14 protein-coding genes are annotated in these 13,188 nt (G+C 66.9%); 4 read left to right on the top strand and 10 right to left on the bottom strand.

Features of this window, described 5'->3' with window-relative positions; all coding sequences use genetic code 11:
- Window positions 1–82 precede the first annotated feature (82 nt).
- The 4 genes from arsB to ASC46_RS08395 are packed head-to-tail and all read right to left on the bottom strand — an operon-like array spanning window position 83 to window position 2,477.
- Entirely contained in the window at window positions 83–1,132 is a 1,050-nt protein-coding gene (gene arsB / locus ASC46_RS08410; protein WP_055458832.1) for an ACR3 family arsenite efflux transporter, read from the bottom strand.
- A gap of 9 nt (window positions 1,133–1,141) precedes the next feature.
- Window positions 1,142–1,567 carry an arsenate reductase (glutaredoxin) gene (gene arsC / locus ASC46_RS08405; protein WP_055458831.1) on the bottom strand — a complete coding sequence of 142 codons (426 nt, stop codon included), beginning with the start codon at window positions 1,565–1,567 and terminating at the stop codon, window positions 1,142–1,144.
- 8 nt (window positions 1,568–1,575) lie between these two features.
- A complete protein-coding gene (locus tag ASC46_RS08400; protein WP_055458830.1) occupies window positions 1,576–2,103 on the bottom strand; it encodes an arsenate reductase ArsC in 528 nt (175 codons plus the stop codon).
- A 2-nt stretch (window positions 2,104–2,105) separates the two neighbouring features.
- A complete protein-coding gene (locus tag ASC46_RS08395; RefSeq protein WP_055458829.1) occupies window positions 2,106–2,477 on the bottom strand; it encodes an ArsR/SmtB family transcription factor in 372 nt (123 codons plus the stop codon).
- A gap of 305 nt (window positions 2,478–2,782) precedes the next feature.
- On the opposite strand from ASC46_RS08395, the gene ASC46_RS08390 reads away from it, so the two are divergent.
- Genes ASC46_RS08390 through ASC46_RS08375 form a run of 4 tightly spaced genes read left to right on the top strand, consistent with a single transcriptional unit; the run spans window position 2,783 to window position 6,882 of the window.
- The gene (locus tag ASC46_RS08390; RefSeq protein ID WP_055458828.1) at window positions 2,783–3,850 is read left to right on the top strand and encodes an ABC transporter ATP-binding protein; all 1,068 of its coding nucleotides are present in this window, start codon (window positions 2,783–2,785) and stop codon (window positions 3,848–3,850) included.
- Window positions 3,847–5,136: an ABC transporter substrate-binding protein gene (locus tag ASC46_RS08385; RefSeq protein WP_055458827.1), complete on the top strand. Its 1,290-nt coding sequence runs from the start codon at window positions 3,847–3,849 to the stop codon at window positions 5,134–5,136. Before ASC46_RS08390 ends, ASC46_RS08385 begins: the two co-directional genes overlap by 4 nt.
- Before the next feature lie 55 nt (window positions 5,137–5,191).
- On the top strand, window positions 5,192–6,067 hold the full coding sequence (locus ASC46_RS08380) for a carbohydrate ABC transporter permease (protein WP_055458826.1): 876 nt from the start codon (window positions 5,192–5,194) through the stop codon (window positions 6,065–6,067).
- Window positions 6,064–6,882: a carbohydrate ABC transporter permease gene (locus ASC46_RS08375; RefSeq protein ID WP_055458825.1), complete on the top strand. Its 819-nt coding sequence runs from the start codon at window positions 6,064–6,066 to the stop codon at window positions 6,880–6,882. The genes ASC46_RS08380 and ASC46_RS08375 overlap by 4 nt, the downstream gene beginning before the upstream one ends.
- A 22-nt stretch (window positions 6,883–6,904) precedes the next feature.
- On the opposite strand, the gene ASC46_RS08370 is transcribed toward ASC46_RS08375, so the two are convergent.
- The 6 genes from ASC46_RS08370 to adh form a co-directional block, all read right to left on the bottom strand.
- Window positions 6,905–7,534, bottom strand: coding sequence for a trimeric intracellular cation channel family protein (locus tag ASC46_RS08370; protein ID WP_055458824.1), 630 nt, complete (start codon window positions 7,532–7,534; stop codon window positions 6,905–6,907).
- Between the two features lie 161 nt (window positions 7,535–7,695).
- Window positions 7,696–8,991 carry a saccharopine dehydrogenase family protein gene (locus ASC46_RS08365; RefSeq protein ID WP_055458823.1) on the bottom strand — a complete coding sequence of 432 codons (1,296 nt, stop codon included), beginning with the start codon at window positions 8,989–8,991 and terminating at the stop codon, window positions 7,696–7,698.
- Window positions 8,992–9,025: 34 nt separating this feature from the next.
- The gene (gene nspC, locus ASC46_RS08360; protein WP_072249459.1) at window positions 9,026–10,126 is read right to left on the bottom strand and encodes a carboxynorspermidine decarboxylase; all 1,101 of its coding nucleotides are present in this window, start codon (window positions 10,124–10,126) and stop codon (window positions 9,026–9,028) included.
- Window positions 10,127–10,752: 626 nt separating this feature from the next.
- Entirely contained in the window at window positions 10,753–11,043 is a 291-nt protein-coding gene (locus ASC46_RS21695) for an MBL fold metallo-hydrolase (RefSeq protein WP_055458822.1), read from the bottom strand.
- A 63-nt stretch (window positions 11,044–11,106) separates the two neighbouring features.
- On the bottom strand, window positions 11,107–11,478 hold the full coding sequence (locus ASC46_RS08350; RefSeq protein ID WP_055458821.1) for a DUF779 domain-containing protein: 372 nt from the start codon (window positions 11,476–11,478) through the stop codon (window positions 11,107–11,109).
- A gap of 58 nt (window positions 11,479–11,536) precedes the next feature.
- Window positions 11,537–13,054, bottom strand: a complete 1,518-nt coding sequence (adh, locus tag ASC46_RS08345) for an aldehyde dehydrogenase (protein WP_055458820.1) — start codon at window positions 13,052–13,054, stop codon at window positions 11,537–11,539.
- Window positions 13,055–13,188: the final 134 nt, after the last annotated feature.

Genomic DNA, 13,188 nt, shown 5'->3' with positions numbered 1-13,188 from the left:
GTCGCGCGGGCGATTCCCCTCGTGGCTGCGCATCACCGGGGGACGGAAGCGCCGGGGAAGACATGCACGGTTGCCCCGCCGCTCAACGCGGTGCCTCGGAGACCCGCGCGCCCCGCGCCTCGTACCATCCCTGCGAGCGGTTCACGATCCAGACGACGGACAGCATCACCGGCACCTCGATGAGCACGCCGACGACGGTGGCGAGCGCCGCGCCGGAGTTGAAGCCGAACAGGCTGATGGCGGCGGCGACCGCGAGCTCGAAGAAATTGGACGCGCCGATGAGCGCCGAGGGTCCGGCGACGCAATGGGCCTCGCCGCTCAAGCGGTTGAGGAGGTAGGCGAGGCCGGAGTTGAAATAGACCTGGATCAGGATCGGCACCGCAAGGAGCGCGATGACGAGCGGCTGCGCCAGAATCTGCTCGCCCTGGAAGGCGAAGAGCAGCACCAGCGTCGCGAGCAGCGCGACGAGCGAGAGCGGCTGCAGGACGCCGAGGAAGCGCGCCAGCGCCGCCTCGCCGCCCGACTTGAGAAGCCGGGCGCGGATGACCTGCGCGGCGATGACCGGCACGACGATGTAGAGCGCCACGGACAGGATGAGCGTGTCCCACGGCACGGTGATCGCGGACAGGCCGAGCAGCAGGCCAACGATCGGTGCGAAGGCAACGATCATGATGGCGTCGTTGAGCGCCACCTGCGACAGGGTGAAGTGCGGCTCGCCCTTCGTCAAGTTCGACCACACGAAGACCATGGCCGTGCACGGCGCCGCCGCGAGCAGGATAAGGCCGGCGATATAGCTGTCGATCTGGTCGGCAGGCAGATAGGGCCGGAACAGGTAACCGATGAAAAGCCAGCCGAGCAGCGCCATCGAGAACGGCTTGACGGCCCAGTTGACGAAGAGCGTCACGGAGATGCCGCGCCAGTGCCGGCCAACCTCGCGCAGAGCGGCGAAGTCGATCTTCACCAGCATCGGCACGATCATGAGCCAGATGAGAACGGCGACCGGCAGGTTGACGCGCGCCACCTCGAGCCCGGCGATGGCGTGGAACACGGAAGGCGCCAGCGAGCCGAGCGCGACGCCCGCGACGATGCACAGGAAGACCCACAGGGTCAGATAGCGTTCGAAGGTGGACATGGGAATTCCTCAGGCCGTCGCGACGCGGCGGCCGTGCTCGTCGATGACGCGCTCGCCGTCTTCCTTGACGAATTCGCCGCGCTGCGGCGGCAGGAGGTCGAGCACCTCCTCCGACGGGCGGCACAGGCGCACGCCCTTCGGGCTCACCACGATGGGCCGGTTGATGAGGATCGGATGGGCGAGCATGGCGTCGAGGAGCTGATCGTCGCTCAGCGCCGGGTTTGCGAGGCCTAGTTCGGCATAGGGTGTACCCTTCTCGCGCAGCAGGGCGCGCGCCGGGATACCCATGCGCGCAATCAGCCACTGCAGCATGGCTCGCGTCGGCGGCGTCTTCAGATATTCGATCACATGCGGCTCGACGCCCGCATTGCGGATCATCGCCAAGGCGTTGCGCGAGGTGCCGCAGGCGGGATTGTGATAGATGATGACGTCCATGACGGTCCTCATGCCGCGCTCGGGCGCGGCTTCGTCGCCCCTTCGAGCTGTCCGATCTCGGCGAGCCGGGAGCCTAGCGCGATATGGCCGAGGCTCCGCACAGGCAGCGCCGTGAACACGGAGATGCGGTTCTTCATGTAGCGGAAGGCGGCGACGAAGGCAGCCTCCCGTTGGATGTCGGTTCCCTCGACGGCGGCGGGGTCCTCGATTCCCCAATGGGCCGTCATCGGCTGGCCCGGCCACAGCGGGCAGGCCTCGCCAGCCGCGCTGTCGCAGACGGTGAAGACGAAGTCCATCACCGGCGCGTCACTCCCGGCAAATTCCTCCCAACTCTTCGAGCGCAGCCCCGCGGTGGGATAGCCGTAACCTTCGAGCACCTTGAGCGCCAGCGGATGGATGACGCCCTTGGGCCGGCTGCCGGCGGAGAAGGCGCGGAACCGCCCTGCCCCGTCCTTGGCGAGGATGCTCTCGGCCAGGATGGAGCGGGCGGAATTGCCGGTGCACAGAAAGAGCACGTTGTAGATCGGGTCAGCCATGATCAGGCCTCGTGGGTGGCTTGGACGTTCGCTCGGGCAGGAGGGCAGCAGGGCGCAAGCTCGGCGACGAGCGGCGCGCAGATCTCGGGACGTCCGCCGCAGCAGTCCTTGAGCAGGAAGGCCGTCAGCGCGCGCACCGTGTCGAGTTCCGCCCGGTAGACGATGGAACGGCTGCGGCGCGCGGCGCTGACGAGACCGGCCCGCGCGAGGATGCCGAGGTGGGAGGACATCGTGTTGTGCGGCACGGCGAGGCGCCGTGCGATCTCGCCTGCCGCGAGCCCGTCCGGCTCGCTCTCGACGAGCAGGCGGAACACCTCGAAACGGGTGGGCTGGGCGAAGGCCGCAAAGGCGAGAAGAGCCTGTTCATTTTCCATATGTCGAGACTACCCGACATATGGACATGATGCAACGGCTCATGGCGCCGTTCCGGTCGTAGGACACGCAACCAACGCCGCCGACATGCAGGCCGCCCGGACATCCACAAGGACCGGTGGAGCGTCACGGAACTGTCGCCGATCTTTCATCGAAGCGTCACCCGCCTTCGCTACGCCGCTTGCCGGATACCCGAGCGCTGGTTGCTCAATTCACACCCTGTGTCATAACAGAAACAATCGAAACGCCGATCACTGCCCGATAACGTTTCATGACTGGTCAGGATGGGCAAACAGCGTTGCGGGACATGGCAGAGATCGTCGTCGACAATCTGACGAAGGTATGGAGCGGCTCGCCGGCGGTCGACGGCATCAGCTTTACCTGCGCGTCGGGTGAATTCACGGTCCTGCTCGGTCCCTCCGGCTGCGGCAAGTCGACGACGCTGCGCCTCATCGCGGGGCTCGAGCAGCCGAGCGCGGGCGCCATCGCCATCGGCGGGCGCGACGTCACGCGCCGCTCGCCCGCCGAGCGCGGCATCGCCATGGTGTTCCAGTCCTACGCGCTGTTTCCGCATCTCTCGGTAGCCGAGAACATCCTGTTCGGATTGAAGGTGCGGCGCGTGCCGCGCGCCGAGCGCGACGAGCGGTTGAAGCGGGCGGCGCAGACGCTCGGCCTCACGCAGCTTCTCGACCGCAAGCCCGCCGCGCTCTCCGGCGGCCAGCGCCAGCGCGTCGCCCTCGGCCGCGCCATCGTCGCCGATGCCGCCGTCTGCCTCATGGACGAGCCGCTGTCGAACCTCGACGCCCAGCTGCGCCAGGAGATGCGCGCCGAGATCCGCAGCCTGCAGCGGCGGCTCGGCATGACGATGATCTATGTCACGCACGATCAGGTCGAGGCCATGACGATGTCCGACCGGGTCGTGCTGATGCGCGAGGGGCGCATCGAGCAGCAGGGCACGCCCGCCGAGCTCTACGATTGCCCGGCGAGCGGCTTTGCCGCCCGCTTCCTCGGCACGCCGCCGATGAACCTGCTGCCCGCCGCCATCGGTGCCGGCCTCCTGCCCGGTGTCCCTGCCGCCGCTGGCGGCAGCATCGGCGTCCGGCCGGAGCGGCTGCGGGTCGGCGCCCCCGGGCGCGGGCTCGCGGCTTCGATCGAGGCCATCGAATATCTCGGCGCCGATACGTTGCTGACCCTCGACGCCGCCGGGGCGAAGCTCATTGCCCGCACCGACGGGCATGCGCGCCATCGGATCGGCGAGGTCGTCGGCGTCAGCTGCGCGGCGGGCGATCTCCATTTCTTCGACGCGGGCAGCGGCCGGCGCGTCGAGGCGAACGGCAACGGCTGCAACGCACCCGAACGGGGAGAAGGGGCATGAAGTTCTTCACGCAGGTCCGCTGCGGGGCGGCAGCGCTTGCCGCGTCGCTCGCGCTCGCCGTGGCGCCGGCCTCGGCCGAGACCACGGTCAACATGTACTATCCGGTCGCGGTTGGCGGCCCCATCACCAAGATCATCGACAAGATGGTCGCCGATTTCTCGGCCGCGAATCCGGACATCAAGGTCAACCCGATCTATTCCGGCAGCTACCAGGACACGATCACCAAGGTCGTCACCGCGCTCAAGGGCGGCAATGCGCCGGAATTCGCCGTCATCCTCTCGACGGACATGTTCACGCTGATCGACGAGGACGCGATCGTCCCCTTCGAGGAGCTGGTGTCCGACGCCGACAAGGCCTGGCTCGACGGCTTCTACCCGGGCTTCATGCTCAACAGCCGTACCGGCGGCAAGACCTGGGGCATCCCCTTCCAGCGCTCCACCATCGTGCAGTACTGGAACAAGGATGCCTTCAAGGAGGCCGGGCTCGATCCGGAGGTGGCGCCGAAGACCTGGGACGAGATGGTCGCGGCCGCCGAGAAGCTGACGAAGCGCGACACCTCCGGCAACGTGACCCGCTGGGGCGTGCAGATCCCGTCGTCGGGCTTCCCTTACTGGCTGTTCCAGGCGCTGACGACGCAGAACGACGTCATCCTCGCCAACGAGGCGGGCACGAAGGTGACCTATGACGACCCGCGCGTCGTCGAGGCGCTGCAGTTCTGGGTCGACCTTTCGAAGAAGTACAAGGTGCATCCGCAAGGCATCGTCGAGTGGGGCACCACCCCGAAGGATTTCTTCGAGGGCAAGGTCGCGATGATGTGGACGACCACCGGCAACCTGACCAACGTGCGCAACAACGCACCCTTCCCCTTCGGCGTCGCCATGCTGCCGGCCAAGGTGCGCGGTGGCTCGCCCACCGGCGGCGGCAACTTCTATGTCTTCAAGAACGCCTCGCCCGAGCAGCGCAAGGCCGCCCTCGCCTTCATCAAGTGGGCGACGGCGCCGGAGCAGGCGGCCGCCTGGTCGATCGCCACCGGCTATGTCGCCGTCACGCCCGCCGCCTGGGAGACCGAGGCGATGAAGAAATATGTCGCCGAGTTCCCGGCTGCGGCGGTCGCCCGCGACCAGCTCGACGTCGCGGTGGCGGAACTGTCGACCCACGACAACCAGCGCGTCACCAAGGCCCTCAACGACGGCCTGCAGGCGGCGCTGACCGGCGCCAAGGAGCCGGGCCAGGCCATGAAGGACGCCCAGGCCGAGGCCGACCGCGTCCTGCGCCCCTTCCAGTGACCCGACCTCGCCCGCGCGGTTTCCTCACCCGCGCGGGCCCTTTCCGGACCCGCCCGTGAGTCGTCTGCGCGCCTCGATCCACGCCTCGCTGCTGCTCTTGCCCGCCGTCGTGCTGCTGGCGGCTTTCACGCACGTGCCGGCGGTGCGCACCTTCATCGGCGCGCTCTACACGACGCCGCGCGGCAACCGGCCGGAGGTCTTCATCGGCCTCGACAACTATCGTCATCTTCTCGACGATCCCGTCTTCTGGCAGGCGATGGCGAACAACGTCTGGTACGCGGCCCTCACCATTCCGCTCTCGGTCATCCTCGCGCTCGTCATGGCGCTCGCCGTCGATGCCCGCCTGCCCGGCCGGGCGGCGCTCAGGATGGCCTATTTCACGCCCACCGTGCTGCCGATGATCGCGGTCGCGAATATCTGGCTCTTCTTCTACACGCCCGGCTACGGCCTGCTCGACCAGGTCCTCGGCCTCTTCGGCGTGGCGCAGACGAACTGGCTCGGCTCGCGCGACACCGCCCTCAATGCCGTGATCGCGGTTGCGGTGTGGAAGGAGGCGGGTTTCTTCATGATCTTCTACCTCGCCGCCCTGCAGACGATCCCGCACGACCTGCGCGAGGCCGCGGCCATCGAGGGGGCGAGCCGCTTCACCTTCTTCCGGCGCGTGACGCTTCCGCTCCTGATGCCGACGACCCTGTTCGTGCTGGTCAATGCGGTCATCGGCGCCTTCCGCCTCGTCGACCACATCGTGGTCATGACCCGCGGCGGGCCAGACAATGCCACGGCGCTGCTGCTCTACTACATCTACGAGATCGGTTTCCGCTTCTGGGATTCGGCCTATGCGGCGACGCTGACGACCGTGCTTCTTGCCATCCTCGCCGTGCTGGCCGCCGTGCAGTTCCTCTTCCTCGAGCGACGGATCCACTATCGATGAGCATCGCCGACCGCTCTGCCGGCGCGATCGAGACGGTCGGCGCCTGGCTTCTCGGCCTCCTCTGGATCCTGCCGCTCGCCTATGCGGCGTGGACCGCCTTCCACCCTGCGGCCTATGCCACGCGCTTCGATCTCCTGGCGCCACTGACGCTCGCGAACTTCGTCGCCGCCTGGGAGGCAGCGCCCTTCGGCCGCTATCTCCTCAACACGACGGCGATCGTCACCATGATCCTCGCCGGGCAGTTCCTCGTCTGCACGCTCGCGGCCTATGCCTTCGCGCGCTATACCTTTCCCGGCAAATCGGTGCTGTTCGCGCTGGTGCTGATGCAGCTCATGGTGATGCCGGACATCCTCATCGTCGAGAATTACCGCACGATGTTCGGCCTCGGCCTCGTCGACACCATCGGCGCGGTGGCGCTGCCCTACATGGCCTCGGCCTTCGGCATCTTCCTCCTGCGCCAGACCTTCATGACCGTACCGAAGGAACTGGAGGAAGCGGCGATCGTCGAGGGCTGCTCCACCCTCGGCGTGCTCTGGCGAGTCTACGTACCACTGGCGCGACCCGTCTTCGTCGCCTATGGCCTCGTCTCGGTGAGCCACCACTGGAACAACTTCCTGTGGCCGCTCATCGTCACCAATTCGGTCGAGACACGCCCGCTGACTGTGGGGCTCGCGGTGTTCTCCTCCACCGACCAGGGCATCGACTGGTCGATCATCTCGGCCGCCACGCTGATGACGGCCGCGCCGCTCCTCGTCGCCTTCCTCATCTTCCAGCGCGCCTTCGTGCAGTCCTTCCTGCGCGCCGGCATCCGCTGAACCGCCATCACCGCCGTCGGCATCAGTGCAGCTTCTCGGTATAGACGAATTTCGGCATGCTCCAGCCATAGCGCAGCGCAAGCAGACGCAGCGCAAGGCCCGTGAGCATCGCGATTCCCATGGCGAGGGCATGCGGCAGGCCGGCATATTGGCCCCCGATGTAAAGGGCGCCTGCCAGGATCGAAACCGTCGCATAGAGTTCGGCGCGAAACAGAAGCGGCACCTCGGTGCACAGGATGTCGCGCAGCACGCCGCCGACACAGCCCGAGATCATGCCCGAGGCAATGACGATGACGTAGGGCATGCCGAGCGCGAGCGCGATGTTGCAGCCGATCACGGTGAAGACGACGAGGCCGACCGCATCGAGGAAGAGGAAGAGGTGGCGCAGGTGATGCATGTAGCGGGCGATGAAGACCGTGGCGAGCGCCGCCCCAGCCGTGACGAGGAGATAGGAGGGATGCTCGATCCAGGTGAGCGGATGGCGGCCGAGCAGCACGTCCCGTACCGATCCGCCGCCAAGCGCGGTGATGGCTCCGAGCATCGCGACGCCCAGCCAGTCCATGGAACGCCGGCCGGCGGCAAGGGCCGCCGTCATCGCCTCCGCAACGATCGCCACGATATAAAGGACGTTGAGGATCTGCTCGGATTGCATGCTCGGCGCGCGGCGTGAGGGGGCTCCGTCGGTCAGCGCAACTGTACGCGCGAAAAGCCAACAAAAGCTTTCAGCACAGGGGCAAACCTAAGCCGAACCTGCGGCTTCGCGGGGCGACGGGGACATGACGGCCTCGCCGCCCGACGAAAAGCCCATGCGTGTCAGCCGGCTGCCGCCCTCCGCACGGCCACCTTGGCCGCCACGCCGCCGCCGTCGGCATCGAAGGTCAGCGGCCGGTCGCCGGCCTCGTCCTTGATGCGGCTCGGCAGGCCCATCCGCCCGAGAAGGCCGAGGAAGGGTTGCGGCGGCAGTTCCTCCACATTGGCCATGCGGCCGACGTCCCAGGTCCCCTCGGCGATGAGGAGCGCGGCCGCGACCGGGGGCACGCCCGCCGTGTAGGAGATCGCCTGGCTGCCGACCTCGCCGTAGGCCTCCGCATGGTCCGAGACGTTGTAGATGAAGACCTCGCGCGGCTTGCCGTTTTTGACGCCCTTGACGAGGTCGCCGATGCAGGTCTTGCCCGTGTAGTCCGGGGCCAGCGACGAGGGATCCGGGAGCACGGCCTTCACCACCTTGAGCGGAACGACCTCCTGCCCCTCGGCCGTGCGGATCGGCTGCTCCGAAAGAAGGCCGAGGTTCTTCAGCACGGTGAAGACGGTGATGTAGCGCTCGCCGAAGCCCATCCAGAAGCGGATGTCCGGCACGCCGAGGTTCTGCGAGAGCGAGTGGATCTCGTCGTGGCCGGTCATGTAGGTCGTGCGTGTGCCGACCACCGGCAGGTCCCAGTCCTTGCGGACCTCGAACATCTTGTTCGACCTCCACTCACCCTTCTGCCACGACCACACCTGCCCCGTGAACTCGCGGAAGTTGATCTCGGGATCGAAGTTGGTGGCGAAGTAGCGGCCGTGGTCGCCGGCATTCACGTCGATGATGTCGATCGAGTCGATGCGGTCGAAATGCTCATCGCGCGCGAGCGCCGCATAGGCGTTGACGACGCCCGGGTCGAAGCCGGCGCCGAGCACGGCCGTCACGCCGGCTTTGGCGCATTCCTCGCGCCGCTTCCACTCGTAGTTGCCGTACCACGGCGGGGTCTCGCAGATCTTCAGCGGATCCTCGTGGATCGCCGTGTCGATATAGGCCGCACCGGTGCGGATGCACGCGGTGAGGATCGACATGTTGAGGAAGGCCGAGCCCACGTTGATGACGATCTGACTGTTCGTGGCCCGGATGAGCTCTGCCGTCTTCTCCACGTTAAGGGCGTCGAGCGCATGGGCGACGAGCTTGCCGGCCGTCTTCAGGCTCTTCTTCTCGTGGACGGACTGGATGATCGCCTCGCACTTGGCGAAAGTCCGCGAAGCGATATGGATATCGCCGAGGACGTCGTTATGCTGCGCGCATTTGTGGGCCACGACCTGGCCCACGCCACCGGCACCGATGATCAGAACGTTCTTCTTCATTTGGGCTCGGATCTCCTTTCGTTCCGCATGAGCCTCAGGACAGGCTCGACTTGTAGTCTTCGAAGGAAAATTCGCGCGCGACACGAAGGCTGCCGTCGAGTTCACGCACGACGATGGACGGCATGTGGACGCCGTTGAACCAGTTCTTCTTGACCATCGTGTAGCCGGCCGCATCGTTGATGGAGATGCGGTCGCCCGGCTTCAGCGGAGCCTCGAAGGAAAACTCACCGAAGATGTCGCCGGCGAGGCACGACTTGCCGCAGACCAGATAGCGGTGCGGGCCCCGGTCGGGGCTGACCTTGGCGCTCTGCCGATAGATCAGCAGGTCGAGCATGTGCGCCTCCGTCGAACTGTCGACGATGGCAAGGTCCTTGCCGTTGTGGAGCGTGTCGAGCACCGTCACCTCGAGCGTGGTGCTCCTCGTCACCGCCGCCTCGCCCGGTTCCAGATAGACCTGGACGCCGAAGCGCTGCGAGAAGGCCTTCAACCGTTCGCAGAACAATTCGAGCGGGTACCCCTCGCCCGTGAAATGGATGCCGCCGCCGAGGCTGACCCAATCGACCTTGGAGAGAAAGGCCCCGAACCTGTCCTCGATCTGCCCGAGCATCCGGTCGAAAAGGCCGAAATCGGCGTTCTCGCAGTTGTTGTGGATCATGAAGCCATCGAGCCCGTCGACGACGGCTGCGATCTTCTCGGGGTCCCATTCCCCCAGCCGGCTGAACGGGCGGGCGGGGTCGGCGAGGTCGAAGTCCGACGAACTGACGCCGGGGTTGAGGCGCAGCCCGCGCGCCAGCGCGCCGGCGCGATCGGCGAAGCGCTCCAGCTGGCCGATCGAGTTGAAGATGATCTTGTCGGCATTCGCCACGACGGCGTCGATCTCGTGATCGGCGAAGGCCACGCTGTAGGCATGCGTCTCGCCGCCGAAAGTCTCGCGCCCGAGCCGGACCTCGAAGAGCGAGGAGGAGGTGGTGCCGTCCATGTACTCGCGCATGAGGTCGAAGACGGACCAGGTGGCGAAGCACTTGAGCGCCAGCAGCGCCTTCGCGCCGGAATGTTCGCGCACGCGCTCGATCACGCGCAGGTTGCGCATGAGCGCGCTCTTGTCGATGAGGTAATAGGGCGTCTGCAGCTTCAAGATGTCTTGCCCGTCCGGGTTGATGGTTGGCGCGCCGCGGCCCCCGGCCGCAGCGCTGAAATGCCGTCTGGCGCGAGACCATCCGGTGGCCGCATGGCCATCGGTGCCGGTGCGCGGAACGACTGTTATGGGCGGGGAACGGCTATGCCTGGCAGGCCGCAAGACCCGCCGCGGGGAAAAGCGCTTTGGCGCTGTTGCCCCGTTCGCGTGTCTTTCTGTCCGCTGTTCGTGCGGGCGGCCATTTCACCGCATCAGGACAGATGCCCCGATCCGTGGCGCATGGCGCCGTCGCGTGCGCCTTCTTGGCGCGCGCCCCAAAAGGTTCTTCCGTTTGGGTGGCATCCAGTCCGACTGAGCCCATCCCCAATTGGAAGAGGGCGTCGTGAGACATGGCGTCCTCCCCAACCAGCAGATGAAACCTGCAAAAGGTCGTCCGGCCTTATAGCATCGATGGCCCGAATGCAACAGTGAGGGGCCTTCCGGCCATGCCGGAACGACCCGATGGCGCTCGGCGTTGTCGTCGAAGGGGACGAGACGGCCCGCCTTGCGGTAGGGCTCCCGCGAGGCGACGGCGCCCTCGAAGAGCTCCTTCTTGTTCGCCGGCGCCGCGACGCGATTGGCCTCGCTCAGCCAGTAGTCGATGTCGCGGCGGTGGGCGTGGACGGTGGCATTGGGGAAGACCTGCCCCCATCGACGACGAGGCCACCCGAATGGTCCGTATGGACATGGGTGAGGACGACGTCGTCGACCCGTTCGGGCGAATAGTCGGAGGCCATCAGCGCCGAGGGCAGCCGCCCGGGCGTCGGGCCCAGCAGGGTGCCCGTCCCGGCATCGACGAGAACGAGCCGCTCGCCGGTGTTGACGAGGATGGCGTTGACCGAGAGATCGACGGGCGAGCGCAGGAAGGCGGCCGCCAAGACCTCCTCCACCCGCTCGGGGCTGGTGTTGTTGTAGAGCGTGGCGCCTTCGGGCGGTCTGATTCAGCGCTGCACGGCCTGCGGCAGGGCGCAGACCCGCGAGCGGACCAGGAAGCGGCGCTCGCGCCCGTTGTCGAGCGAGAACATGCCGCCCCTCCCCGGCACGACGTCGATGATGAGCGCGGTGTGCTTCCAGGCCTCGTACTGGGCCGCGCCGATATAGAACGGCGCCCCGCCGATGTGCCCGAGGAGGACATCGCCGTCCCCGAGCATGAACTCGTCCCGCCGGTAGCACATGGGTGAGGAGCCGTCGCAGCAGCCGCCGGACTGGTGGAAGAGGACCGGACCGTGCTCGGCGACGAGTTCCGCGATGAAGGCAAGCGCCGCGGCCGTCGCCGTGACGCGCGACGTGCCCTTTTCCTCCGCCATGTCCATGGGTAGCACCCTGCATCGCTGCGGAAGGGCGGGTCGGACCCGCCCTTCCCTGTCGGTATCAGAAGAAGCCGAGCTTCTTCGGGCTGTAGCTCACCAGCATGTTCTTGGTCTGCTGGTAATGATCGAGCATCATCTTGTGCGTCTCGCGCCCGATGCCGGACTGCTTGTAGCCACCGAAGGCGGCGTGAGCCGGATAGGCGTGGTAGCAGTTGGTCCACACGCGCCCGGCCTCGATGCTGCGGCCGAAGCGATAGGCACGGTTCATGTCGCGCGTCCAGATGCCGGCGCCGAGGCCGTAGAGCGTGTCGTTGGCGATCGACAGCGCCTCCTCGTCGTCCCGGAAGGTGGTGACGGAGACGACCGGGCCGAAGATCTCCTCCTGGAAGATGCGCATGCGGTTGTGGCCGCGGAAGACCGTGGGCTTGACGTAATAGCCGCCGGCGAGGTCGCCGGGCAGCGCGTTGCGCTCCCCGCCAGCCAATACCTCGGCACCCTCCTGCCGGCCGATGTCGATGTAGGACAGGATCTTCTCGAGTTGCTCCCCGGAGGCCTGCGCACCGATCATCGTCGCCGGGTCGAGCGGATCGCCCTGCACGATCGCGGCGACGCGCGCGAGCGCCTTTTCCATGAAACGGTCATAAATCGCCTCGTGGATGAGCGCGCGGCTCGGGCAGGTGCAGACCTCGCCCTGGTTGAGCGCGAACATGACGAAGCCCTCGACCGCCTTGTCCAGGAAGTCGTCGTCCTCGGCGAGCACGTCCTTGAAGAAGATGTTCGGCGACTTGCCGCCGAGCTCGAGCGTGACGGGGATGAGGTTCTGGCTGGCATATTGCATGATGAGCCGGCCGGTCGTGGTCTCGCCGGTGAAGGCAATCTTGGCGATACGCGGGCTCGAGGCGAGCGGCTTTCCGGCCTCGAGGCCGAAGCCGTTGACGATATTGAGCACGCCCGGCGGCAAAAGGTCGCCGACGAGTTCGGCCCAGACGAGAATGGAGGCCGGCGTCTGCTCCGCCGGCTTCAGCACCACGCAATTGCCGGCCGCAAGCGCCGGCGCGAGCTTCCACGCCGCCATCAGGATGGGGAAGTTCCACGGGATGATCTGGCCGACGACGCCGAGGGGCTCGTGGAAGTGATAGGCCACCGTGTCATGGTCGATCTCGCCGATCGAGCCCTCCTGGGCGCGGACGACGCCGGCGAAATACCGGAAATGGTCGATGGCGAGCGGAATGTCCGCCGCCGTCGTCTCGCGGATCGGCTTGCCGTTGTCCCAGGTCTCCGCCCGCGCGAGGAAGTCGAGGTTATCCTCCATGCGCTGCGCGATGGCATTGAGGACGGCGGCGCGCTCGGCAGCGCTGGTGCGCCCCCAGGCGCCCTTGGCGGCATGGGCGGCGTCGAGCGCGGCCTCGATATCCGCCGCGTCCGAGCGGGCGATGTCGCAGAGCGGCTGCCCGTTCACCGGCGAGGTGTTCTGGAAATAGCGGCCGGCCTTCGGTTCGACCCAGGTGCCGTTGATGAAATTTCCGTAGCGGGCGGCGAACGGCGAGCGCGCGGTGCGCGAGACATCGACCTTGTTCATTCTCTTTCCTCCCAAGGCTCTGCGAGAAGGCTGCTGCGAGCCGGTGAGGAAGCTTGCCCCCCGGACCGGAGGCCGTCAGCCGCTCCCGCACGCCTGCCGGCCGGCGAGTGTTTCAGAACTGAGACAGTTCGGCG

This window comes from Chelatococcus sambhunathii (genome assembly GCF_001418005.1).
Taxonomy (GTDB): Bacteria; Pseudomonadota; Alphaproteobacteria; order Rhizobiales; family Beijerinckiaceae; genus Chelatococcus_A; species Chelatococcus_A sambhunathii.
The sequence above is the reverse complement of the archived record's forward strand: the minus strand, read 5'-3'. Positions and strand labels throughout refer to the sequence as shown.

Excerpts from the sequence above, each read along its gene's own strand:
- ASC46_RS08350 (WP_055458821.1), bottom strand. The coding sequence starts at position 11,478 with ATGGACATGGCGGAGGAAAAGGGCACGTCGCGCGTCACGGCGACGGCC.
- arsB (WP_055458832.1), bottom strand. The coding sequence starts at position 1,132 with ATGTCCACCTTCGAACGCTATCTGACCCTGTGGGTCTTCCTGTGCATC.
- arsC (WP_055458831.1), bottom strand. The coding sequence starts at position 1,567 with ATGGACGTCATCATCTATCACAATCCCGCCTGCGGCACCTCGCGCAAC.
- adh (WP_055458820.1), bottom strand. The coding sequence starts at position 13,054 with ATGAACAAGGTCGATGTCTCGCGCACCGCGCGCTCGCCGTTCGCCGCC.
- ASC46_RS08370 (WP_055458824.1), bottom strand. The coding sequence starts at position 7,534 with ATGCAATCCGAGCAGATCCTCAACGTCCTTTATATCGTGGCGATCGTT.
- ASC46_RS08390 (WP_055458828.1), top strand. The coding sequence starts at position 2,783 with ATGGCAGAGATCGTCGTCGACAATCTGACGAAGGTATGGAGCGGCTCG.
- ASC46_RS08375 (WP_055458825.1), top strand. The coding sequence starts at position 6,064 with ATGAGCATCGCCGACCGCTCTGCCGGCGCGATCGAGACGGTCGGCGCC.
- ASC46_RS08400 (WP_055458830.1), bottom strand. The coding sequence starts at position 2,103 with ATGGCTGACCCGATCTACAACGTGCTCTTTCTGTGCACCGGCAATTCC.
- ASC46_RS08365 (WP_055458823.1), bottom strand. The coding sequence starts at position 8,991 with ATGAAGAAGAACGTTCTGATCATCGGTGCCGGTGGCGTGGGCCAGGTC.
- ASC46_RS08385 (WP_055458827.1), top strand. The coding sequence starts at position 3,847 with ATGAAGTTCTTCACGCAGGTCCGCTGCGGGGCGGCAGCGCTTGCCGCG.
- ASC46_RS08395 (WP_055458829.1), bottom strand. The coding sequence starts at position 2,477 with ATGGAAAATGAACAGGCTCTTCTCGCCTTTGCGGCCTTCGCCCAGCCC.